This window comes from Serratia sp. SCBI (assembly GCF_000747565.1).
GTDB classification, from domain to species: domain Bacteria; phylum Pseudomonadota; class Gammaproteobacteria; order Enterobacterales; family Enterobacteriaceae; genus Serratia; species Serratia ureilytica.
On record NZ_CP003424.1, the window covers coordinates 4626480 to 4649062 of the forward strand.

At 58.1% G+C, this 22583-nt stretch carries 15 protein-coding genes, 2 tRNA genes, 3 rRNA genes and 1 pseudogene; 7 read left to right on the forward strand and 14 right to left on the reverse strand.

Going from position 1 to position 22583, the window contains the following annotated elements; translation table 11 throughout:
• Positions 1-199 precede the first annotated feature (199 nt).
• The 4 genes and pseudogenes from gntK to SERRSCBI_RS21525 all read left to right on the forward strand — a co-directional run bounded on the left by gntK (position 200) and on the right by SERRSCBI_RS21525 (position 4681).
• Positions 200-739, forward strand: coding sequence for a gluconokinase (gntK, locus tag SERRSCBI_RS21510; RefSeq protein WP_004936645.1), 540 nt, complete (start codon positions 200-202; stop codon positions 737-739).
• Positions 736-2073 (forward strand): gluconate transporter, encoded by a 1338-nt coding sequence (gene gntU / locus SERRSCBI_RS21515; protein ID WP_042785806.1) that lies wholly within the window; start codon positions 736-738, stop codon positions 2071-2073. The genes gntK and gntU overlap by 4 nt, the downstream gene beginning before the upstream one ends.
• Positions 2074-2171: 98 nt before the next feature.
• Positions 2172-3986 (forward strand): phosphogluconate dehydratase, encoded by a 1815-nt coding sequence (gene edd / locus SERRSCBI_RS21520; RefSeq protein ID WP_015379254.1) that lies wholly within the window; start codon positions 2172-2174, stop codon positions 3984-3986.
• 54 nt (positions 3987-4040) lie between these two features.
• A pseudogene (locus SERRSCBI_RS21525) lies at positions 4041-4681 on the forward strand (bifunctional 4-hydroxy-2-oxoglutarate aldolase/2-dehydro-3-deoxy-phosphogluconate aldolase).
• Between the two features lies 1 nt (position 4682).
• Here the strand turns inward: SERRSCBI_RS21525 and aceK are convergent.
• From aceK to SERRSCBI_RS21575, 9 genes are all read right to left on the reverse strand, one after another.
• Positions 4683-6437 carry a bifunctional isocitrate dehydrogenase kinase/phosphatase gene (gene aceK / locus SERRSCBI_RS21530; RefSeq protein WP_033651196.1) on the reverse strand — a complete coding sequence of 585 codons (1755 nt, stop codon included), beginning with the start codon at positions 6435-6437 and terminating at the stop codon, positions 4683-4685.
• 69 nt (positions 6438-6506) lie between these two features.
• Positions 6507-7814, reverse strand: a complete 1308-nt coding sequence (gene aceA, locus SERRSCBI_RS21535; protein WP_033639246.1) for an isocitrate lyase — start codon at positions 7812-7814, stop codon at positions 6507-6509.
• Between the two features lie 41 nt (positions 7815-7855).
• Complete coding sequence (gene aceB, locus SERRSCBI_RS21540; RefSeq protein ID WP_042785479.1) at positions 7856-9454, reverse strand: malate synthase A; 1599 nt, start codon at positions 9452-9454, stop codon at positions 7856-7858.
• A 375-nt stretch (positions 9455-9829) separates the two neighbouring features.
• On the reverse strand, positions 9830-10759 hold the full coding sequence (gene metA, locus SERRSCBI_RS21545) for a homoserine O-succinyltransferase (protein WP_033644374.1): 930 nt from the start codon (positions 10757-10759) through the stop codon (positions 9830-9832).
• A gap of 381 nt (positions 10760-11140) precedes the next feature.
• Positions 11141-11256, reverse strand: a 5S ribosomal RNA gene (gene rrf, locus SERRSCBI_RS21555).
• 100 nt (positions 11257-11356) lie between these two features.
• Positions 11357-14263 (reverse strand): 23S ribosomal RNA (locus tag SERRSCBI_RS21560).
• A gap of 206 nt (positions 14264-14469) precedes the next feature.
• Positions 14470-14545 (reverse strand) — tRNA-Ala (locus SERRSCBI_RS21565).
• Between the two features lie 38 nt (positions 14546-14583).
• Positions 14584-14660: transfer RNA gene (locus SERRSCBI_RS21570), tRNA-Ile, on the reverse strand.
• Between the two features lie 74 nt (positions 14661-14734).
• Positions 14735-16275 (reverse strand): 16S ribosomal RNA (locus SERRSCBI_RS21575).
• Together the 16S, 23S and 5S rRNA genes with 2 tRNA genes alongside form the textbook arrangement of a ribosomal RNA operon.
• A 506-nt stretch (positions 16276-16781) precedes the next feature.
• On the opposite strand from SERRSCBI_RS21575, the gene SERRSCBI_RS21580 reads away from it, so the two are divergent.
• Complete coding sequence (locus tag SERRSCBI_RS21580) at positions 16782-17324, forward strand: gamma carbonic anhydrase family protein (RefSeq protein ID WP_033645236.1); 543 nt, start codon at positions 16782-16784, stop codon at positions 17322-17324.
• Between the two features lie 38 nt (positions 17325-17362).
• On the opposite strand, the gene aroE is transcribed toward SERRSCBI_RS21580, so the two are convergent.
• From aroE to dprA, 5 genes are read right to left on the reverse strand one after another with little or no spacing between them, the layout of a single operon-like run.
• Complete coding sequence (aroE, locus tag SERRSCBI_RS21585; RefSeq protein ID WP_042785807.1) at positions 17363-18181, reverse strand: shikimate dehydrogenase; 819 nt, start codon at positions 18179-18181, stop codon at positions 17363-17365.
• An 11-nt stretch (positions 18182-18192) separates the two neighbouring features.
• The gene (gene tsaC / locus SERRSCBI_RS21590; protein WP_033645237.1) at positions 18193-18762 is read right to left on the reverse strand and encodes an L-threonylcarbamoyladenylate synthase type 1 TsaC; all 570 of its coding nucleotides are present in this window, start codon (positions 18760-18762) and stop codon (positions 18193-18195) included.
• Between the two features lie 7 nt (positions 18763-18769).
• A complete protein-coding gene (locus SERRSCBI_RS21595) occupies positions 18770-19315 on the reverse strand; it encodes a type I DNA topoisomerase (RefSeq protein ID WP_042785481.1) in 546 nt (181 codons plus the stop codon).
• Positions 19316-19340: 25 nt separating this feature from the next.
• Positions 19341-19814, reverse strand: coding sequence for a DUF494 family protein Smg (gene smg / locus SERRSCBI_RS21600; RefSeq protein ID WP_025160381.1), 474 nt, complete (start codon positions 19812-19814; stop codon positions 19341-19343).
• Positions 19786-20907 (reverse strand): DNA-protecting protein DprA, encoded by a 1122-nt coding sequence (gene dprA / locus SERRSCBI_RS21605; RefSeq protein WP_033652727.1) that lies wholly within the window; start codon positions 20905-20907, stop codon positions 19786-19788. Before dprA ends, smg begins: the two co-directional genes overlap by 29 nt.
• A gap of 133 nt (positions 20908-21040) precedes the next feature.
• Between dprA and def the strand changes: the two genes are divergently transcribed.
• Both def and fmt read left to right on the forward strand, forming a co-directional pair.
• Positions 21041-21550 (forward strand): peptide deformylase, encoded by a 510-nt coding sequence (gene def, locus SERRSCBI_RS21610; protein ID WP_015379260.1) that lies wholly within the window; start codon positions 21041-21043, stop codon positions 21548-21550.
• 17 nt (positions 21551-21567) lie between these two features.
• Positions 21568-22512, forward strand: a complete 945-nt coding sequence (gene fmt / locus SERRSCBI_RS21615; RefSeq protein WP_033645239.1) for a methionyl-tRNA formyltransferase — start codon at positions 21568-21570, stop codon at positions 22510-22512.
• Positions 22513-22583: the final 71 nt, after the last annotated feature.

A 22583-nucleotide genomic window follows, 5' to 3' on the forward strand; every position in this document is an offset into this window, starting at 1 on the left:
GTTGTCAGCATGTAACAGGCTGTCGGCATCCTGTTTAGCGCACAGGAAAAAAGCTTGAAGCCGATCACAGTTAACGATCCTCACGGCGAAAGCCCATTGCAACCGCTCAAACTTCCTTCGACAATGTTACCGATAACATGTTACCGGTAACAATCAAACTGAACGAAGGTAACGTCACCCGGTGTTTTGGAGCCAAGCCATGACCAACAATCAAAATCGCATTTACGTCGTTATGGGCGTTTCCGGCAGCGGCAAGTCCGCCGTCGCCGCCGCCGCGGCCCGCCAACTCTCCGCCGGCTTCCTCGACGGCGACTTCCTGCACCCGCGCAGCAACATCCTGAAGATGGCCGCCGGCGAAGCGTTGAACGACGACGATCGCGCGCCGTGGCTAGCCGCGCTCAACGACGCCGCCTTCGCCATGCAGCGCACCAACAACGTGTCGATCATCGTCTGCTCGGCGTTGAAAAAGCAGTATCGCGACCGCCTGCGCGCCGGCAACGGCAACCTGTCATTCATCTATCTGCACGGTGAGTTCCCGGTGATCGAATCCCGCCTGGCGGCGCGCAACGGCCACTTCTTCAAGCCGCAGATGCTGGTCACCCAGTTCGCCGCGCTGGAGCAACCGGGCGCCGACGAGAACGACGTGATGGCGATCGACATCAATCAGCCGCTGGACGCGGTGATCGCCGATACCGTGCGCCATATCCAGAGCTTCCTGCCGCAGGACGTGTGCGCGTGAGTACCGTAACGCTGGTCGGTACCGCAGTCGGCTCGGTTTTACTGCTGTTATTCCTGGTGATGAAGGCGCGCATGCACGCCTTCGTCGCGCTGATGCTGGTGTCCATCGCCGCCGGCATTTTCTCCGGCATGCCGCTGGAACACATCGCCGACACCATGCAAAAAGGCATGGGCGACACGCTGGGCTTCCTGGCGATCGTGGTGGCGCTCGGGGCGATGTTCGGCAAGATCCTGCATGAGGTCGGCGCGCTCGATCAAATTGCGGCGCAATTGCTGAAACGATTCGGACAAAGCAAGGCGCACTACGCGCTCGGCATCGCCGGGCTGATCTGCGCACTGCCGCTGTTCTTCGACGTGGCGGTGGTGCTGCTGATCGGCATCGTGTTCGCCGTGGCGCGCCGCACCGACGGCAATATCGTCAAGCTGGCGATCCCGCTGTTCGCCGGCGTGGCCGCCGCCGCCTCCTTCCTGCTGCCGGGGCCGGTGCCGATGCTGCTGGCGTCGCAGATGAAGGCCGATTTCGGCTGGATGATCGCCATCGGCCTGGTGGCGGCGGTGATCGGCATGCTGATCGCCGGCCCGCTGTACGGCAGCTTTATCAGCCGTTTCGTCAACTGGCCGATGCCGCCGGAAGAGAATGAGCCGACGCTGACCAAGGGCAATCTGCCGTCGTTCGGCTTCAGCCTGGCGCTGGTGCTGTGCCCGCTGGTGCTGGTCGGCATGAAAACCATCGGCGCGCGGCTGGTCCCCCCCGGCTCGCAGCTGCAGCAGTGGCTGGAGTTTATCGGCCACCCGTTCACCGCCATCCTGCTGGCCTGCCTGATCGTGATTTACGGTCTGGCGAAACCGCGCGGCATGAGCAACGAACAGACCCTGGCCATCTGTTCCGCTGCGGTGCAGCCGGCCGGGATCATCCTGCTGATGACCGGCGCCGGCGGGGTGTTCAAGCAGATCCTGGTGGATTCCGGCGTCGGGCCGGCGCTGGGTGACGCCATGATCGGCGCCGGCCTGCCGATCGCCGTGGCCGCCTTCGCGCTGTCCGCCATGGTGCGGGTGATTCAGGGCTCGGCCACCGTCGCCTGCCTGACCACCGTCGGTCTGGTGCTGCCGGTCACCAGTCAGCTCGGTCTGAACGGCGGGCAACTGGCCGCGCTGGCCATCTGCATCGCCGGCGGCTCCATCGTGCTGAGCCACGTCAACGACGCCGGCTTCTGGCTGTTCGGCAAATTCACCGGCGCCAACGAACTGCAAACGCTGAAAACCTGGACGGTGATGGAAACCATTCTGGGCAGCGTCGGCGGCGCCATCGGTATGATTGCATTCACGATGTTTTAAATCCTAAATCGCCCCCGGCCTTGCACACCAGGGCTGCAAATCACCCCCGGGGGCACCGCCACAGGCGGCGACTATAACAACAGCAATGTGAGGAAGGCATGATTAATCCAACCTTGTCCCGTGTCACACAGCGCATCATCGACCGTTCCCAGGCCAGCCGCGCCGCCTATCTGGCGCGTATCGAGGCGGCCCGCTCCCAAACCGTCCACCGCGCGCAGCTCGCCTGCGGCAACCTGGCCCACGGCTTCGCCGCCTGTCAGCCCGATGACAAGGCGTCGCTGAAAAACATGGTGCGCAGCGATATCGCCATCATCACCGCTTACAATGACATGCTGTCGGCCCACCAGCCGTACGAACACTACCCGCAGCGGCTGAAGCAGGCGCTGAAGGCGGTCGGCGCCGTGGGCCAGGTGGCTGGAGGCGTGCCGGCGATGTGCGACGGGGTGACGCAGGGGCAGGACGGCATGGAGCTGTCGCTGATGAGCCGCGACGTGATCGCCATGTCGGCCGCCGTCGGCCTGTCGCACAATATGTTCGACGGCGCGCTGTTCCTCGGCATCTGCGACAAGATCGTGCCGGGGCTGGTGATGGCCGCCCTCTCCTTCGGCCACCTGCCCGCGCTGTTCGTGCCGGCCGGCCCGATGAGCAGCGGCCTGCCGAACAAGGAAAAAGTGCGCGTGCGCCAGCTGTACGCCGAGGGCAAGGCCGACCGCTTGGCGCTGCTGGAGGCCGAGGCGGCCTCTTATCACGGCATCGGCACCTGCACCTTCTACGGCACCGCCAACACCAACCAGATGGTGATGGAGGTGATGGGTCTGCATCTGCCGGGCGCCTCCTTCGTCCATCCGGACACGCCGCTGCGCGACGCGCTGAACGACGCCGCCGCGCGCCAGGTGACCCGACTGACCGATACCGCCGGCAACTACCTGCCGATCGGCCGCCTGGTGGACGAGAAAGTGGTGGTGAACGGCATCGTCTCGCTGCTGGCCACCGGCGGCTCCACCAACCTGACCATGCATCTGGTGGCGATGGCGCGGGCGGCGGGCATCATCATCACCTGGGACGATTTCTCGGAGCTGTCGGAGGCGGTGCCGCTGCTGTGCCGCATCTACCCGAACGGCCCGGCCGACATCAACCAATTCCAGGCCGCCGGCGGCGTGCCGCTGGTGGTGCGCGAACTGCTGCAACACGGCCTGCTGCACGAAGACGTGCACACCGTGGCCGGTTTCGGCCTGCGCCGCTACACCCAGGAACCGTGGCTGGACAACGGCCAATTGGTATGGCGCGAAGGCGTGGCCGGCTCGCTCGACGCCAGCGTGATCGCCAGCGTGGCCCAGCCGTTCGAACATCACGGCGGCACCAAAGTGATGGCCGGCAATCTGGGCCGCGCGGTGATGAAAACCTCGGCGGTGCCCGCCGATAACCAGATCATCGAAGCGCCGGCGGTGGTGTTCGACAGCCAGCACGATATTGTGCCGGCGTTCGAAGCCGGCAAGCTGGATCGCGATTGCGTGGTGGTGGTGCGCTTCCAGGGGCCGCAGGCCAACGGCATGCCGGAGCTGCACAAGCTGATGCCGCCGCTGGGCGTGTTGATGGATCGCGGCTTCAAAGTGGCGCTGGTGACCGACGGCCGCCTGTCCGGCGCCTCCGGCAAGGTGCCTTCCGCCATTCACGTCACCCCGGAAGCCTATACCGGCGGCCTGCTGGCGAAAGTGCGCGACGGCGATCCGATCCGCGTCAACGGCCGCAGCGGCGAGCTGCAGGTGCTGGTCGACGCCGACGAGTTGGCGCGGCGCACGCCTTGCCAACCCGATCTGAGCGCCGAACACATCGGCTGCGGCCGCGAGCTGTTCGGCGCGCTGCGCAGCCAGCTGTCAGGCGCCGAGCAGGGCGCCTGCTGCATCAAATTTTAATCGATAGCCTGGCCGCATCGCCGCCTGGCGGCGGCCACAGAGGAGAACGTCAGCATGAACAAGTGGACAACAAGCGCCGAGCAGATCCTGACGGCGGGGCCGGTAGTGCCGGTCATCGTGATCAACAAGCTGGAACATGCGGTGCCGCTGGCGAAAGCGCTGGTCGCCGGCGGCGTGCGGGTGCTGGAGGTGACGCTGCGCACCGCCTGCGCCATGGACGCCATTCGCGCCATCGCCCAAGAGGTGCCGGAAGCGATCATCGGCGCCGGTACCGTGATCAATCCCAGCAGCTGCGGGAGGTGACCGAGGCCGGGGCGCAGTTCGCCATCAGCCCGGGGCTGACCGACGCTTTGCTGCAGGCGGCGACGGCGGGGTCAATCCCGTTGATCCCGGGCATCAGCACCGTATCTGAACTGATGCAGGGCATGGATTACGGCCTGCGCGAATTCAAATTCTTCCCGGCGGAAGCCAACGGCGGCGTGAAGGCGCTGCAGGCGATCGGTGGCCCGTTCCCGCAGGTGCGCTTTTGCCCGACCGGCGGCATTACGCCGAACAATTACCGCGATTATCTGGCGCTGAAAAGCGTGCTGTGCATCGGCGGCTCCTGGCTGGTGCCGGCGGACGCGCTCGAAAGCGGCGACTACGCGCGCATTACCGAACTGGCGCGCGCCGCCGTCGCGGGCGCCCAGGCCTGATTTACATCGCAGCGGTGGCGGCCGGCAGCGCCGCCCCGCTGCGCTGGCTGAACCGCTGCTTCTTGCGATAAGCGAACACGTCTTCCACATGCCCCTCGCGGATGCGCTGCTGCAACCCGCGCCAATACTCCGCGGTAAACAGATCGCTGTGCAACTCTTCAAACACCTGCCGAATGCGCCGATCGCCGCACAGGAAGTGGCGGAACTCTTCCGGGAACACATCGTTGGGCGCGATGCTGTACCACGGCTCGCTGGCCAGCTCGTCCTCCGGATAACGCGGCGGTGGAATGTCGCGGAAGTTGACCTCGGTCATGTAGCAAATCTCGTCGTAGTCGTAGAACACCACACGCCCGTGGCGCGTCACGCCGAAGTTCTTGAACAGCATATCGCCGGGGAAAATATTGGCGGCGGCCAACTGCTTGATCGCATTGCCGTACTCTTCAATCGCATCGCGCATTTGCTGGTCGTTGGCCTGCTCCAGATACAGGTTCAGCGGCGTCATGCGCCGTTCCATATACAGATGTTTGATCACGATGCGATCGCCGAGATCTTCCAGCTTGCCCGGCACTTCACGCCGCAGCTCCGCCAATAGCTCAGGGCTGAGACGCGCCTTGTCGACGACGAAATTTTCGTACTCCTGGGTATCCGCCATGCGCCCGACGCGATCGTGCTCTTTCACCAGCTGATAGCAAGCCATCACCTGCGCCTGCGTCACCTCTTTCTGCGGGGCGAACTCATCCTTGATCACTTTAAACACCCGATCGAAGGACGGCAGGGTGAACACCAGCATCACCATGCCTTTCACGCCCGGCGCGATGATGAACTGTTCCTGTGAGTGCGCCATAAAGGTCAGGTATTCGCGATAGCATTCGGTTTTGCCGTGTTTTTGGCAGCCGATCGCCATGTACAGCTCGGCGGTGGTCTTGCCCGGCAGGATCTCGCGCAGCCACTCCACCATCGCCGCCGGCAGCGGTGCGTAGACCATGAAATAAGAGCGGGCGAAACCGAAGACGATGCTGGCCTCGGCCTTGCCGGTCAGGCAGGCGTCGATAAACAGCGCGCCCGATTCGCTGTGGTGAATCGGCAACAGGAACGGGTAAACGCCGTCGGCCAAGCGCAACTTGCCGACCAGCCAGGCGGCCTTGTTGCGATAGAACAGCTCGTTGGCGATCTGGAAGGTCGCCCCCGTCAGTTGCTGTGGGCTGAAGGCGCGTTGCAGCGCCTGAGTGATGTAGCGAATGTCGCGTGTCAGATCCTCCCACGGCAACCGCAGCGGCAGATCGCTCAATACGCTGCGCAACATCGCCGGCAGATCGCCATTGGGGGTAAAATCGCGCGCCAGCGGACGTGGAATGTCGCGAAAACGCCGTTCCGGCTGCGAACTGAAGACGAACAGCTTGTCCGGCGTCAGATCGCGATGCTTGAACAACCGGCAATAGACCGAGTTGAAGAAGCTTTCGGCGATCTCAAATCGCGGGTAGTCCGGCAGCAGGTCGATATAGACCGCTTTGACCCGGCTGGGGAAGTCGGCGTCGAAATATTTCTGCCCGGTGATGCATTTAAGCTGCTCCACCACCAGACCAACGTGATGGTCGTACAGATGGATGCGCTTTTTCATCGCCTGCTGCACCGCCGGCCAGTCCGCCTGCTCAAAGCGCTGCTGCGCGCCGGCGGTCACTTCCAGAAAGCGGCCGTACTGCGCATCGAAGCCCTGCAGGATCGTCTGTGCGATCAACAACTCCAGTTTTGCCGCCATCCTTACCCCCGCCAGAAAAAGAAGCCTGCGCATGCAGGCTCCGGGTGAAACGTCTTCAAGCTTGCCGCATCAGAACTGCTGTTCTTCCGTCGAACCGGTCAGCGCAGTGACCGAAGAGGCGCCGCCCTGAATGATGGTGGTGACCTTGTCGAAGTAGCCGGTGCCCACCTCTTGCTGGTGCGACGCGAAGGTGTAACCGCGCTCCACCGCGGCGAACTCCGCCTGCTGCACCTTCTCAACGTAGTGTTTCATCCCTTCGCCCTGCGCATAGGCGTGCGCCAGGTCGAACATGTTGAACCACATGCTGTGGATGCCCGCCAGCGTGATGAACTGATACTTGTAGCCCATGTCCGACAGCGCCTGTTGGAAGCGAGCGATGGTCTGGTCGTCGAGGTTCTTCTTCCAGTTGAACGACGGCGAGCAGTTGTAGGCCAGCAGCTTGCCTGGGTATTTGGCGTGGATGGCGTCGGCGAAGCGCTGGGCGGCATCCAGATCCGGCGTTGAGGTTTCGCACCACACCATATCGGCGTAAGGGGCATAAGCCAGACCGCGGCTGATCGCCTGCTCGACGCCGGCATGGGTACGGAAGAAGCCTTCCGCCGTACGCTCGCCGGTGACGAAGGCGCTGTCATACGGATCGCAGTCAGAGGTCAGCAGGTCGGCCGCATCGGCGTCGGTACGGGCGATCACCAGCGTCGGCACGCCGAGCACGTCGGCCGCCAGGCGCGCGGCGACCAGTTTCTGGATCGCTTCTTGCGTCGGCACCAGCACTTTGCCGCCCATATGGCCGCATTTCTTCACCGCCGCCAGCTGATCTTCGAAGTGCACCCCGGCGGCCCCGGCGGTAATCATCGCTTTCATCAGCTCAAAGGCGTTCAATACGCCGCCGAAGCCGGCTTCCGCATCAGCGACGATCGGCAGGAAATAATCGGTGTACCCTTTGCTGCCCGGCTCAATCTGGTTCGCCCATTGGATCTGATCGGCGCGGCGGAAGGTGTTGTTGATGCGCTCGACCACCTTCGGCACCGAGTCCACCGGATACAGCGATTGGTCAGGGTACATGGCCGCTGCGCTGTTGGCGTCGGCCGCCACCTGCCAACCGGACAAGTAGATAGCCTCGACGCCGGCTTTGGCCTGCTGCAGCGCCTGGCCGCCGGTCAGCGCGCCCAGGCAGTTCACGTAGCCTTTGCGCGCCTTGCCGTTCAGCAACGCCCACAGTTTGGCGGCACCGTTTTGCGCCAGGGTGCATTCCGGGTTGACCGAACCGCGCAGATTGATCACGTCTTCGGCGCTGTAAGGGCGAGTGATGCCTTCCCAACGGGCCGATTTCCATTCCTGTTCCAGCTGCTGGATCTGTTGAGAGCGAGAGGTAGACATAATTTTTATCCTTTCAGTCATGTAGGGTTGATTGGGAAAGTTCAGGCCAGCAGCTCATAGCCGGGCAACGTCAGGAAATCGATTAATTCATCTTGCGTGGTGATGCGCTCCATCAGGCGCGCCGCCTCTTCGAACCGGCCGGCGTTAAAGCGCGCTTCCCCTACTTCTTCACGCACCACCAACATCTCTTCTTGCAACATCTGGCGGAACAGCGCCTTGGTGACCGGGCGCCCGTCGTTCAGGCTCTTCTCGTGGTGGATCCACTGCCAGATAGACGTACGGGAGATCTCCGCCGTCGCCGCATCTTCCATCAAACCGTAAATCGGCACGCAGCCATTGCCGGAGATCCAGGCTTCGATGTACTGCACCGCCACGCGGATATTGGCGCGCATCCCCGCTTCGGTGCGTTCGCCGTCGCACGGCTCCAGCAGTTGGGCGGCGCTGATCGGCGCATCCTGCTCACGCAGCACGTCCAGCTGGTTCTGGCGATCGCCCAATGCGTTGCCGAACACCTCCATCACCGTGTCCGCCAAGCCCGGGTGCGCCACCCAGGTGCCGTCGTGGCCATTGTTGGCCTCCAGCTCTTTGTCCGCTCGCACCTTATTCAGCACCCAGGCGTTTTTCTCGGCGTCTTTGCTCGGGATAAACGCCGCCATGCCGCCCATGGCGAACGCGCCGCGCTTATGACAGGTTTTGATCAACAGGCGCGAATAGGCGCTGAGGAAAGGTTTTTCCATGGTCACCGACTGACGATCCGGCAGCACGCGATCGCCGTGGTTCTTCAGCGTTTTGATGTAGCTGAAGATGTAATCCCAGCGGCCGCAGTTCAGACCGACGATGTGATCGCGCAGGTGATACAGGATCTCGTCCATCTGGAACACCGCCGGCAGAGTTTCGATCAGCACGGTCGCCTTGATGGTGCCGCGCGGCAGATCGAAACGATCCTCGGTAAAGCTGAAGACATCGCTCCACCAGGCCGCTTCCTCCCAGGACTGGGTTTTCGGCAGGTAGAAATACGGGCCGCTGCCCTTGGCCAACAGCTGGCGATAGTTGTGGTAGAAGTACAGCGCGAAATCGAACAGGCCGCCGGGGATGGCTTCATCACGCCACAGTACGTGCTTCTCCGGCAGGTGCAAGCCGCGCACGCGAGCGATCAACACCGCCGGATTCGGTTTCAGCTGGTAGATCTTGCCGGCTTCATTGGTGTAGGAGATGGTGCCGTTAACCGCATCGTGCAGGTTGATTTGACCGTCGATGACTTTGTCCCAGCTTGGCGCCAGCGAGTCTTCGAAGTCCGCCATAAACACTTTTACGTTGGCGTTCAACGCATTGATCACCATCTTGCGCTCGACCGGTCCGGTGATCTCTACCCGGCGATCGCGCAGGTCTTGCGGAATGCCGCGGATCTGCCAATTGCCTTCACGAATGGAATTGGTTTCCGAAATAAACCCAGGCAATTCGCCGCGATCGATATTTTGTTGCCAGCGGGCACGCGCCGCCAACAGCTCATTGCGACGCGGCGTGAATTTCCCCACCAGTTCCGCCAGAAATTCAACCGCTTCATCCGTTAACACCTGGCGCTCCGCAGCGGCGAAACCCTGCGTAAACCTTAACTCCGTGCCTGCTATCTGTTGCGTCATGACCTTGCTCCTTCCCATCGTTGCGCCCGAGCGACCGGCGCATTTTCATCAGAAATCACTGTGGATCAGGGCGGATGGAACGATCCTAAACTGGTCAGATCTCATCCCGATAGCGTTAAGAATACCCAAACAAAAAATAAAAATCAAAAACCATTTCCATTTTATTATTAAATATTTTATTAACACTTTATTATCAATTGGTTAGGATAAATAACACGGTCAACAGGTAAGGAAATCGGTTCCAATAGAATTGCAAAGACGGACTAACGCGTTGTTAGGCAATGGTTTTTTGGGAGAATTGACGAGTAAAAAGAAGATCGTGCAGAGGGTGAGCAGTGCGGCGGCCTCGATTCAGCCGCCGGCAGGCAGAAAATATCAGTCGAGAGTCGGATTCATATGGCGCAGATCGTAAGGCGTGATCTGGTAGACGTAATAATTGAGCCAATTGGAAAACAGCAGGTGGCCATGGCTGCGCCAGGTGGCTTTCGGTGTCAGTGCGGGGTTGTCATCGGGGAAGTAGTTGAGCGGTACGGCAGGATCGAGGCCAGCTTCGTTGTCGCGACAATACTCTCCCGCCAGCGTCATTGTATCGTATTCCGGATGGCCGGTGACGAACGCCAGTCGCTTATCCCTGCTGGCGAACAGGTAGGCGCCGGCCTGCTCGGATTCGGCCAGGATGTCCAGGTCGGTATATTGGCGAATCACCTCGGTCGGGAAATCGGCATAGCGCGAATGCGGCGCCAGGAAGCTTTCGTCGAAGCCGCGCGTCAGCAACGCATGCTGCTGCAGCGTTTGGTGCGGATAAACGCCGGAGAGCTTCACTTCGCGCGTCATCTTGGGAATGCCGTACAGGATATTCAACGCCGCCTGTACCGCCCAGCACACGAACAGCGTGGAGGTAACGTGGTTCTTAGCCCAGTCGATCACACGCTCGATCTGCGGCCAGTAGGCAACATCGCAGAAATCGACCAGCCCCAGCGGCGCGCCGGTGACAATCAGGCCATCGAAGTTCTCATTCTGGATATCCTCGAAGTCGCAGTAGAAGTTGTTCAGATGCTCGGCCGGGGTGTTCTTCGATTCGCGGCTATCGATACGCAGCAGCTGGATATCAATCTGCAGCGGCGAGTTGGAAAGCAGGCGCAGAAACTGGTTTTCCGTTTCGATCTTCTTTGGCATCAGGTTGAGGATCAGCACTTTCAGCGGCCTGATTTCCTGTGTTTTTGCCCGTGAGGATGTCATCACGAAGACATTCTCACCGCGCAAGAAATTGACCGCAGGTAACTCATCAGGAACACGAATCGGCATTGCTTAACCCTCACACATCCATTTATACGTTTAGACTTCTAGATGCCCGAAGATAGCGTTTTTTTCCGTCGATGTCGAGCGTTCAGCGGAAAGGTGAAAATGTTTCATTGCGCGAGCTGCGTCAGGATCTTGGCAGGGAGGATGAGAGGTACTGAAAGCAAAAAGGCCATCCTTTCGGATGGCCTCTTGGCTTATTTGATGCTTGGCAGTGTCCTACAGTATTCGTCTCATCCTGAGACTCTCCCCTGCGGGGCCGCCGCAAGCGGCGTTAAGGCCCGTTCCCGACGGGTCTTTCGCATGCCCATGCTCGAGCAGAACGCCAGATAACAGACAAAACAAAAAGCCCCATGCTTTCGCATGAGGCTTGTTGTTTTATTTGATGCTTGGCAGTGTCCTACTCTCGCATGGGGAGACCCCACACTACCATCGGCGCTACGGCGTTTCACTTCTGAGTTCGGCATGGGGTCAGGTGGGACCACCGCGCTATTGCCGCCAGGGCAAATTCTGTTTCATTCCAACCGCCTCACTTCCATGAAGCCATCAGAACCAATCTTGGAACGTCGCTGAAAATCTCTCTAAAAACACCTTCGGTGTTGTAAGGTTAAGCCTCACGGATCATTAGTACTGGTTAGCTCAATGCATCGCTGCACTTACACACCCAGCCTATCAACGTCTTAGTCTTAAACGTTCCTTCAGGGGCCTTAAAGGCCCAGGGAAGACTCATCTTGAGGCAAGTTTCGCGCTTAGATGCTTTCAGCGCTTATCTTTTCCGCACTTAGCTACCGGGCAATGCCATTGGCATGACAACCCGAACACCAGTGGTGCGTTCACTCCGGTCCTCTCGTACTAGGAGCAACCCCTCTCAATCTTCCAACGCCCACGGCAGATAGGGACCGAACTGTCTCACGACGTTCTAAACCCAGCTCGCGTACCACTTTAAATGGCGAACAGCCATACCCTTGGGACCTACTTCAGCCCCAGGATGTGATGAGCCGACATCGAGGTGCCAAACACCGCCGTCGATATGAACTCTTGGGCGGTATCAGCCTGTTATCCCCGGAGTACCTTTTATCCGTTGAGCGATGGCCCTTCCATTCAGAACCACCGGATCACTAAGACCTACTTTCGTACCTGCTCGAGCCGTCACTCTCGCAGTCAAGCTAGCTTATGCCTTTGCACTAACCTCACGATGTCCGACCGTGATTAGCTAACCTTCGTGCTCCTCCGTTACTCTTTGGGAGGAGACCGCCCCAGTCAAACTACCCACCAGACACTGTCCTCACCCCGGATTACGGGGCCGAGTTAGAACATCAAACATTAAAGGGTGGTATTTCAAGGATGGCTCCACGCAGACTGGCGTCCACGCTTCAAAGCCTCCCACCTATCCTACACATCAAGGCTCAATGTTCAGTGTCAAGCTATAGTAAAGGTTCACGGGGTCTTTCCGTCTTGCCGCGGGTACACTGCATCTTCACAGCGAGTTCAATTTCACTGAGTCTCGGGTGGAGACAGCCTGGCCATCATTACGCCATTCGTGCAGGTCGGAACTTACCCGACAAGGAATTTCGCTACCTTAGGACCGTTATAGTTACGGCCGCCGTTTACTGGGGCTTCGATCAAGAGCTTCGCCTTGCGGCTGACCCCATCAATTAACCTTCCAGCACCGGGCAGGCGTCACACCGTATACGTCCACTTTCGTGTTTGCACAGTGCTGTGTTTTTATTAAACAGTTGCAGCCAGCTGGTATCTTCGACTGGCTTCAGCTCCATCCGCAAGGGACTTCACCTACATGCCAGCGTGCCTTCTCCCGAAGTTACGGCACCATTTTGCCTAGTTCCTTCACCCGAGTTCTCTCAAGCGCCTTGGTATTCTCTACCTGACCACCTGTGTCGGTTTGGGGTACGATTTAATGTTACCTGGAGCTTAGAGGATTTTCCTGGAAGCAGGGCATCAACTACTTCTGCACCGTAGTGCATCGTCATCACGCCTCAGGGTTGATATGCAACCGGATTTACCAGGTCACACCCCCTACACGCTTAAACCGGGACAACCGTCGCCCGGCCAGCCTAGCCTTCTCCGTCCCCCCTTCGCAGTAACACCAAGTACAGGAATATTAACCTGTTTCCCATCGACTACGCTTTTCAGCCTCGCCTTAGGGGTCGACTCACCCTGCCCCGATTAACGTTGGACAGGAACCCTTGGTCTTCCGGCGAGCGGGCTTTTCACCCGCTTTATCGTTACTTATGTCAGCATTCGCACTTCTGATACCTCCAGCAACCCTCACAGGCCACCTTCAACGGCTTACAGAACGCTCCCCTACCCAACAACGCTAAGCGTCGCTGCCGCAGCTTCGGTGCATGGTTTAGCCCCGTTACATCTTCCGCGCAGGCCGACTCGACCAGTGAGCTATTACGCTTTCTTTAAATGATGGCTGCTTCTAAGCCAACATCCTGGCTGTCTATGCCTTCCCACATCGTTTCCCACTTAACCATGACTTTGGGACCTTAGCTGGCGGTCTGGGTTGTTTCCCTCTTCACGACGGACGTTAGCACCCGCCGTGTGTCTCCCGTGATAACATTCTTCGGTATTCGGAGTTTGCATCGGTTTGGTAAGCCGGGATGGCCCCCTAGCCGAAACAGTGCTCTACCCCCGAAGATGAGTTCACGAGGCGCTACCTAAATAGCTTTCGGGGAGAACCAGCTATCTCCCGGTTTGATTGGCCTTTCACCCCCAGCCACAAGTCATCCGCTAATTTTTCAACATTAGTCGGTTCGGTCCTCCAGTTAGTGTTACCCAACCTTCAACCTGCCCATGGCTAGATCACCGGGTTTCGGGTCTATACCTTGCAACTAATCGCCCAGTTAAGACTCGGTTTCCCTACGGCTCCCCTATACGGTTAACCTTGCTACAAAATATAAGTCGCTGACCCATTATACAAAAGGTACGCAGTCACACCACGAAGGTGCTCCCACTGCTTGTACGTACACGGTTTCAGGTTCTATTTCACTCCCCTCGCCGGGGTTCTTTTCGCCTTTCCCTCACGGTACTGGTTCACTATCGGTCAGTCAGGAGTATTTAGCCTTGGAGGATGGTCCCCCCATATTCAGACAGGATGTCACGTGTCCCGCCCTACTCATCGAACTCACGACCTGTGCATTTTAGTGTACGGGGCTATCACCCTTTGCTGCGCGACTTTCCAGACGCTTCCACTAACACACAAGCCGATTCAGGTTCTGGGCTCCTCCCCGTTCGCTCGCCGCTACTGGGGGAATCTCGGTTGATTTCTTTTCCTCGGGGTACTTAGATGTTTCAGTTCCCCCGGTTCGCCTCATGCCACTATGTATTCATGACATGATAGTGTGTCGAAACACACTGGGTTTCCCCATTCGGGTATCGCCGGTTATAACGGTTCATATCACCTTACCGACGCTTTTCGCAGATTAGCACGCCCTTCATCGCCTCTGACTGCCTAGGCATCCACCGTGTACGCTTAGTCACTTAACCTCACAACCCGAAGATGTTTCCATCGTTCGCGCTGCAAACATTTGAGAGACTCTATGACAGGTTACTCTTCATCCCAGTACATCTACGGAGGGATAAATTTCAGCCGTCATGTTTCAATTTTCAGCTTGTTCCAGATTGTTAAAGAGCAAAATACTTCGCAGCATACTGTCGCCAATATACTCTGAAGTATTCAATACCGGACTATATGGTGGAGCTAAGCGGGATCGAACCGCTGACCTCCTGCGTGCAAGGCAGGCGCTCTCCCAGCTGAGCTATAGCCCCATACAGTCACGTGCAGTACCTTTTCCACTTACAAGAAGTGGTAGGCCTGAGTGGACTTGAACCACCGACCTCACCCTTATCAGGGGTGCGCTCTAACCACCTGAGCTACAAGCCTATAAAGGTATTTCTGCTCGTTACTTTCTATCAGACAATCTGTGTGAGCACGCCACTCGAACTAATATCTTTAGGTAAGGAGGTGATCCAACCGCAGGTTCCCCTACGGTTACCTTGTTACGACTTCACCCCAGTCATGAATCACAAAGTGGTAAGCGCCCTCCCGAAGGTTAAGCTACCTACTTCTTTTGCAACCCACTCCCATGGTGTGACGGGCGGTGTGTACAAGGCCCGGGAACGTATTCACCGTAGCATTCTGATCTACGATTACTAGCGATTCCGACTTCATGGAGTCGAGTTGCAGACTCCAATCCGGACTACGACGTACTTTATGAGGTCCGCTTGCTCTCGCGAGGTCGCTTCTCTTTGTATACGCCATTGTAGCACGTGTGTAGCCCTACTCGTAAGGGCCATGATGACTTGACGTCATCCCCACCTTCCTCCAGTTTATCACTGGCAGTCTCCTTTGAGTTCCCGGCCGAACCGCTGGCAACAAAGGATAAGGGTTGCGCTCGTTGCGGGACTTAACCCAACATTTCACAACACGAGCTGACGACAGCCATGCAGCACCTGTCTCAGAGTTCCCGAAGGCACCAAAGCATCTCTGCTAAGTTCTCTGGATGTCAAGAGTAGGTAAGGTTCTTCGCGTTGCATCGAATTAAACCACATGCTCCACCGCTTGTGCGGGCCCCCGTCAATTCATTTGAGTTTTAACCTTGCGGCCGTACTCCCCAGGCGGTCGATTTAACGCGTTAGCTCCGGAAGCCACGCCTCAAGGGCACAACCTCCAAATCGACATCGTTTACAGCGTGGACTACCAGGGTATCTAATCCTGTTTGCTCCCCACGCTTTCGCACCTGAGCGTCAGTCTTCGTCCAGGGGGCCGCCTTCGCCACCGGTATTCCTCCAGATCTCTACGCATTTCACCGCTACACCTGGAATTCTACCCCCTCTACGAGACTCTAGCTTGCCAGTTTCAAATGCAGTTCCCAGGTTGAGCCCGGGGATTTCACATCTGACTTAACAAACCGCCTGCGTGCGCTTTACGCCCAGTAATTCCGATTAACGCTTGCACCCTCCGTATTACCGCGGCTGCTGGCACGGAGTTAGCCGGTGCTTCTTCTGCGAGTAACGTCAATTGATGAACGTATTAAGTTCACCACCTTCCTCCTCGCTGAAAGTGCTTTACAACCCGAAGGCCTTCTTCACACACGCGGCATGGCTGCATCAGGCTTGCGCCCATTGTGCAATATTCCCCACTGCTGCCTCCCGTAGGAGTCTGGACCGTGTCTCAGTTCCAGTGTGGCTGGTCATCCTCTCAGACCAGCTAGGGATCGTCGCCTAGGTGAGCCATTACCCCACCTACTAGCTAATCCCATCTGGGCACATCTGATGGCAAGAGGCCCGAAGGTCCCCCTCTTTGGTCTTGCGACGTTATGCGGTATTAGCTACCGTTTCCAGTAGTTATCCCCCTCCATCAGGCAGTTTCCCAGACATTACTCACCCGTCCGCCGCTCGTCACCCGGGGAGCAAGCTCCCCTGTGCTACCGCTCGACTTGCATGTGTTAAGCCTGCCGCCAGCGTTCAATCTGAGCCATGATCAAACTCTTCAATTAAAAGCTTGATGTGCTTCCACTCGAGAAGCGATGCTCAAAGATTTACTGCATGAATTTTACTTCAGTTAGTCACTCTTCAAGACTTGATATTTTTTGCATCCGAAGATGCTGGATATCGTCTTGTGGAGTGCCCACACAGATTGTCTGATAAATTGTTAAAGAGCAGTGAGTTAGGCGCTTTCACTTGCTAACTCGAGGTGGCGTATATTACGCTTTCCTCTTTCAGAGTCAACCCTAATTTTCAGGATTTTTTCTCTTTCTTCCCGGCCGCTGTGTGAAGTGAATCACTTGCGCCGTGTCGATGGAGGCGCATTATAGGGATCCGAGTTTTTTGCACAACCCCTTTTTTGATCTTTTCTTTCTGTTTGCACACTTTTCAGCCCTTCCGAGTGGATCTTGTGCGATCAGGGCCATTTTCCGCAGGATCCGGCGCTGCGATTGGTTGTAATTCCATCGTCAGAGTCTAGTATTGCCGGTAAATATGATCCCGACGTGAGGCAAGCACCATGTCCGATGCAGTACGTTCTTATCTTCAATACACCCCCAAACTCGGTCAGCGCGTCTTGATCGATCCTTCCAGCGTCGTCATCGGCGACGTCGATCTGGCGGATGACGTCAGCATCTGGCCGCTGGTCGCCATTCGGGGCGACGTCAATGCGGTAAAGATCGGCGCACGCAGCAATATACAGGACGGCAGCGTACTGCATGTGACTCACCGCTCCGAACATAACCCCGACGGTTATCCCCTGTTGATTGGAGAAGACGTGACCGTAGGCCATAAAGCGATGCTGCACGGCTGCGCCATCGGCAACCGGGTGCTGGTCGGTATGGGATCGATCCTGCTGGACGGTGTAGTAGTAGAAGACGACGTGATGATTGGTGCCGGCAGTTTAGTGCCGCCGGGCAAACGCCTGGTCAGCGGCTATCTCTATATGGGCAGCCCGGCACGCCAGGTTAGGCCGTTGACCGCCGCCGAGTTGGAAGGATTGCTTTATTCTTCGAACAACTATGTACGCTGGAAAGATGAATACCTGTCGGAAGACATCTGACGGACGCCCCGTTCCCTATAAAGAGAACGGGGTTGCATTTATGCCGCCAGTTCGCTGCGCAACTGGCGCAATACCGGCTCAATCTCTGGCATCACTCCATGCCAAAGCAGGAAAGCATGCGCCGCCTGCCCCACCAGCATGCCCAACCCATCGGCATATTCCGTTGCCCCCTGCTGCTGCGCCCAGGCCAGGAATGGCGTAGCGCCCTGCTGATAGAACATGTCATAGCAACGAGTGTGCGCATTAACTACGCCCGCCGGCAACGCCGGGATCTCTCCGCTGATGCCGGACGCCGTCGCATTGATCACCAGTTCGAACGCTTGCTGATCCAATTGATCCATCGGCGCCGCCGAGATCTCCCCCAGATGCCGAAAAGCGTCTGCCAACGCCTGGGCTCGGCTGAAGGTGCGGTTGGTGATCGTTAGCCGACAGCCGAAAGACAGCAACGGCAGGATCACGCCGCGCGCTGCGCCGCCGGCGCCCACCAGCAGGATGCGATCCTGCGACCGGATCAATTGCTGACGCTGTAGATCGGTCAGCAACCCGATGCCGTCGGTGTTATCCCCCAACAGCTCGCCATTCGGCAATACCTTCAGGGTGTTGACCGCACCGGCCATCGCTGCGCGCTCGCTCAGCTCAGAAGCGGCCGAATAAGCACGCTCCTTGAAAGGCACCGTGACGTTCGCCCCCAGCCCTCCGGCGCGGATAAACGCCTGCAGGCTGGTTTCAAAACCGTCTAACGGCGCCAACACCGTCCCATAAGGATGCTCAATGCCGGTCTGGGCAGCAAACAGCGCATGAATTCGCGGCGACTTGCTGTGGCCGATAGGGTTGCCAAATACCGCAAACTTCTCCATGCCCATTACCTCTAGCCCTGACGGATCTGTTCGCCGGTCAGAACGTCTCTGATTTCGGAAGGATTAAGACGGCCACCCACCTTGCCGCGCAATACCGGGAAAGCTTCGCCGAACTGCCGCGTGACCTCATCCGCACTGCGGCATGGCTCCAGCCCACTGAGATTGGCGCTGGTCGACACCAGCGGCTTGCCGTACTGCCGACACAGCTGCTGCACCAACGGATGATCGCTGACGCGCACCGCCAGCGAGCTGAAGCGCCCGGTCAGCAAACGCGGCGTCTCCGGCCGAGCGGGCAAAACCCAAGTTACCGGCCCTGGCCAGCTGGCAAACATCGTCGTGCGCTGCTGTTCGCTGAGCGCACTGTCGTCGATATAAGGTTTAAGCTGTGCATAGTCGGCGGCGATCAAAATCAGCCCCTTTTCCCACGGCCGCTGTTTCAGCGCCAGCAATGCATTGACCGCCTGCTCGCTGTCGGGATCGCAACCCAGGCCGAATACGGCTTCGGTGGGATACGCAATCACCTGCTGTTGATGCAAAGCATCGATGATAGATAAAAGGTTCGGGCTTAATTCTGAGTTCATGATGTGATTATTCTGTAGTCGCGACGGGTTTTCCGCACAGCTTGCTGGCACAGCACAGGACGGGGCCTTTTGCCGTGCGCTTTTCCATCAGCAGCGGATAATGGCAATAGGCGCACTCACCGGCGACAGGTTTAACATTGAGGGCAAACTGGCATTCCGGGTAACGATCGCAGGAATGAAAAACTTTGCCGTAACGCGACTTGCGCTGCAGCAGTTTGCCTTGGCCGCACTGCGGACAGGTAATGGCGGTTTCGTCAGGCTTATCGATCACTTCAGTGTGATCACACTGCGGATAATCGCTGCAGCCGATAAACATGCCATAGCGCCCCTGGCGCAGCACCAACGTCGCCTGACATTGCGGGCACTGTTGCCCATCCAAGACCTTAACGATATGTCCATCGGCCTGCGCTTTCAGCGGCCGAATATATTGGCATTCAGGGTACTGGGAACAGCCGAGGAAGGGGCCGTGGCGACCGCTACGGATCACCAGTTCGGCCCCGCATTCCGGACAGGGTTCATTTTGCCTGGCGGCAAAAATCGCGTTTTTTGTCATAACGTCTTCTATGCGCGTTATCGGCTCAATGCAGATAACCTTCGTTCACTTCAAACAACAGTTCTTCCATTTGCTGATAGGCGCTTTCATATCCGGGGATATTAAACAGCACCATCAACACGACCCATTTCAGATCTTCGAGATCGAATTCCGCATTATCCAAAGCCATAACGCGGTCGATAACCATTTCACGGGTTTCGAGGTTCAATACCTGAATCTGTTCCAGGAACAGGAGAAAACCACGGCAGCCGGCGTCCAGACGTGCGCCTTCTTCTTCGGTATAGATCCGCATTGCCAGCGGATCGGCATCCATAAAGTAAGGGGCATTTTGACCCTCTTGCAGGTCAGCCAACTTCTCAAGCCAATTCAACGCGTTGTAGATATCATCCCGATGAAACCCCGCCTGAGCGAGATCATCGGTCAGTTGATCCTGATCGACGCGCATCTCTGGTTCATTGTGGATATAAGTTTCAAACAAGTACATGAGTACGTCGAACATGGCTTGCCCTCCTTATTCGGACATAGCCGCCGGGTACAGCTGCGATCCACCCTGCTAACTCCAGCTCGAGTAACTTGATTACCACCACTGGCACAGGTTGGCCGGCACGTTCAGCGACGACGTCAACAGGTGTCACCTCATCTCCTACGTTAGCCAACACATCGCCAAATGGCAATTCAACTTCAGCCTGCGACGCACAAATAGTTGTATTTTCGTTCAGTGACAGCCATTGAAGGCCGCTTCCCAGCAATTCGGCGATATCTTTCGGCCCGGTGACCAGATGCGCGCCCTGCTGGATTAACCAATGCGTCCCCTCACTCATCGGGTTTCCTAATGGCCCAGGCAAGGCGAACACCTCACGCCCCTGCTCCAACGCGTAGCGAGCCGTCACCAAGGTACCGCTGCGCAGCGAAGCTTCTATGACCAGAACCCCCAGGCTGAGCCCGCTGATAATGCGATTACGGCGTGGGAAATGGTCGGCCAGAGGCAAATCGGTGACTAAATGATCTGAAATCACGGCGCCGCCCTGCTCGACTATCTGCTCCGCGAGCCGGCGGTGCCGGCGCGGATAGATATTGCCCAGCCCGCTGCCCAACACCGCAATCGTGCAGCCATCGGCCGCCAGCGCCGCACGATGGCAAATGCCGTCGATGCCGATCGCCAAACCGCTGGTGATGGTGAAACCGCAACGCGCCAACTCCTCGGCGAAATGGTTCGCCCAACGCTCGCCGTAATGGCTGAACTGCCGGCTGCCGACCATAGCGAGCTGAGGTTGCAACAGCACCCGAGGATCGCCCTCGATCAGCAGAAACAGCGGCGCGTCGTCGATCTGAGCCAGGTTTTCAGGATAGCCGGGCGCCCCATAGTTCAGCATACGGTGCGCCGGCTCCTCCAGCCAACGCAGGGTGGCCGCCAGATAGACGGGATCCACCCGGTTGAACTGTGCCTGCTGCCGTTCGTTCAATCCCAGCTCATGCAACACGCGGCGAGGCTCGCCACTCATTTGCGATAACTGTCGCACGAGCCGACTGGCCACGACGGTCTGTAGCCCCGTGACTCCCCGCATCCGTAAAGCGATCTCTTCCGGCCGCATCGTCTGTTCCCTCAGCAAAAACGGTGGTATTGCCAATCTGAGCAATTGGTGCGCAATGCTGTCAATCAGGTCGGGAAATGTCTAGAATAGAGGTTAAACCTCGTTTATTACTCGGATACAGATCTAAAGATATATGTCAGTCTTGCAGGTATTACATTTCCCAGACGAGCGTCTGCGCAAAGTCGCAGCGCCGGTAAAAGAAGTCAATGCAGATATCCAGCGCATCGTGGATGATATGTTTGAAACCATGTACGCAGAGGAAGGCATTGGCCTGGCTGCGACTCAGGTGGATATCCATCAGCGCATAATCGTGATCGACGTCTCCGAGAATCGCGATCAGCGCTTGGTGCTGATCAACCCGGAGCTGCTGGAAAAAAGCGGCGAAACCGGCATCGAGGAAGGCTGTCTTTCCATTCCCGAGCAGCGTGCGCTGGTGCCGCGCGCCGCGCAGGTGAAGATCCGCGCGCTGGATCGCGAAGGCAAACCTTTCGAGCTGGAAGCGGACGATCTGCTGGCGATCTGCATCCAGCACGAGATGGATCACCTGATGGGTAAACTGTTCGTCGATTACCTGTCGCCGCTCAAGCGTCAGCGTATTCGTCAGAAACTGGAAAAAATGGCCAAGCTTCAAGCCCGCGCCTAACCGATCAGGAAATCAACGTGTCTGACTCTTTACGGATTATTTTCGCCGGAACACCAGACTTCGCAGCGCGTCATCTTGACGCGCTGTTGTCATCTGAGCACCAGATTGTCGGCGTATTCACTCAACCCGATCGTCCGGCAGGCCGCGGCAACAAGCTAACGCCCAGCCCGGTCAAAATGCTGGCCGAACAACACCAATTGCCGGTATTTCAGCCTAAATCGCTGCGCCCCGAAGAGAACCAGCGTCTGGTGGCGGATCTCAACGCCGACGTGATGGTGGTGGTTGCCTACGGGTTGATTCTGCCGCAAGCGGTGCTGGATATGCCGCGTCTTGGCTGCATCAACGTACATGGTTCGCTGCTGCCTCGCTGGCGCGGCGCGGCGCCGATCCAGCGTTCGCTCTGGGCCGGTGACAGCGAAACCGGCGTGACCATCATGCAGATGGATGTCGGTCTCGATACCGGTGACATGATGCACAAGATCGCCTGCCCGATTGAGAGCAGCGATACCAGCGCCAGCCTCTACGACAAGCTGGCGCAGCTCGGCCCGCAGGGCATGCTGACGACGCTGCGCCAAATGGCCGACGGCAGCGCCACCCGCGAAGTGCAGGACGAGTCGCAGGTCACCTACGCCGAGAAGCTGAGCAAAGAAGAAGCTCGCCTGGATTGGACACTGTCCGCCGCACAGCTGGAGCGTTGCATCCGCGCCTTCAACCCTTGGCCGATAAGCTACTTCACCATCGATGAGCAACCGGTGAAAGTGTGGCAGGCCAGCGTAATGGCGGAAAGCGCCAACGCGGAGCCGGGCACCGTTGTCCATGCCGACAAGCACGGCATTCAGGTGGCGACCGCCGACGGTATCCTCAATCTGATCCAACTGCAGCCCGCCGGCAAGAAACCGATGTCGGCGCAAGACCTGTTAAATTCACGTCGTGAATGGTTTACCCCGGGTAACCGGCTGTAAGTCACCCCACTGCCCGGCCGTTCATCGCCGGGCCGTTATTTTCTTAATGCCGATCGTTATCAGCTTCAGCC

Excerpts from the sequence above, each read along its gene's own strand:
- metA (WP_033644374.1), bottom strand. The coding sequence starts at position 10,759 with ATGCCGATTCGTGTTCCTGATGAGTTACCTGCGGTCAATTTCTTGCGC.
- gntK (WP_004936645.1), top strand. The coding sequence starts at position 200 with ATGACCAACAATCAAAATCGCATTTACGTCGTTATGGGCGTTTCCGGC.
- aroE (WP_042785807.1), bottom strand. The coding sequence starts at position 18,181 with ATGGAGAAGTTTGCGGTATTTGGCAACCCTATCGGCCACAGCAAGTCG.
- smg (WP_025160381.1), bottom strand. The coding sequence starts at position 19,814 with ATGTTCGACGTACTCATGTACTTGTTTGAAACTTATATCCACAATGAA.
- edd (WP_015379254.1), top strand. The coding sequence starts at position 2,172 with ATGATTAATCCAACCTTGTCCCGTGTCACACAGCGCATCATCGACCGT.
- def (WP_015379260.1), top strand. The coding sequence starts at position 21,041 with ATGTCAGTCTTGCAGGTATTACATTTCCCAGACGAGCGTCTGCGCAAA.
- dprA (WP_033652727.1), bottom strand. The coding sequence starts at position 20,907 with ATGCGGCCGGAAGAGATCGCTTTACGGATGCGGGGAGTCACGGGGCTA.
- aceA (WP_033639246.1), bottom strand. The coding sequence starts at position 7,814 with ATGTCTACCTCTCGCTCTCAACAGATCCAGCAGCTGGAACAGGAATGG.
- SERRSCBI_RS21595 (WP_042785481.1), bottom strand. The coding sequence starts at position 19,315 with ATGACAAAAAACGCGATTTTTGCCGCCAGGCAAAATGAACCCTGTCCG.
- aceB (WP_042785479.1), bottom strand. The coding sequence starts at position 9,454 with ATGACGCAACAGATAGCAGGCACGGAGTTAAGGTTTACGCAGGGTTTC.
- SERRSCBI_RS21580 (WP_033645236.1), top strand. The coding sequence starts at position 16,782 with ATGTCCGATGCAGTACGTTCTTATCTTCAATACACCCCCAAACTCGGT.
- tsaC (WP_033645237.1), bottom strand. The coding sequence starts at position 18,762 with ATGAACTCAGAATTAAGCCCGAACCTTTTATCTATCATCGATGCTTTG.
- aceK (WP_033651196.1), bottom strand. The coding sequence starts at position 6,437 with ATGGCGGCAAAACTGGAGTTGTTGATCGCACAGACGATCCTGCAGGGC.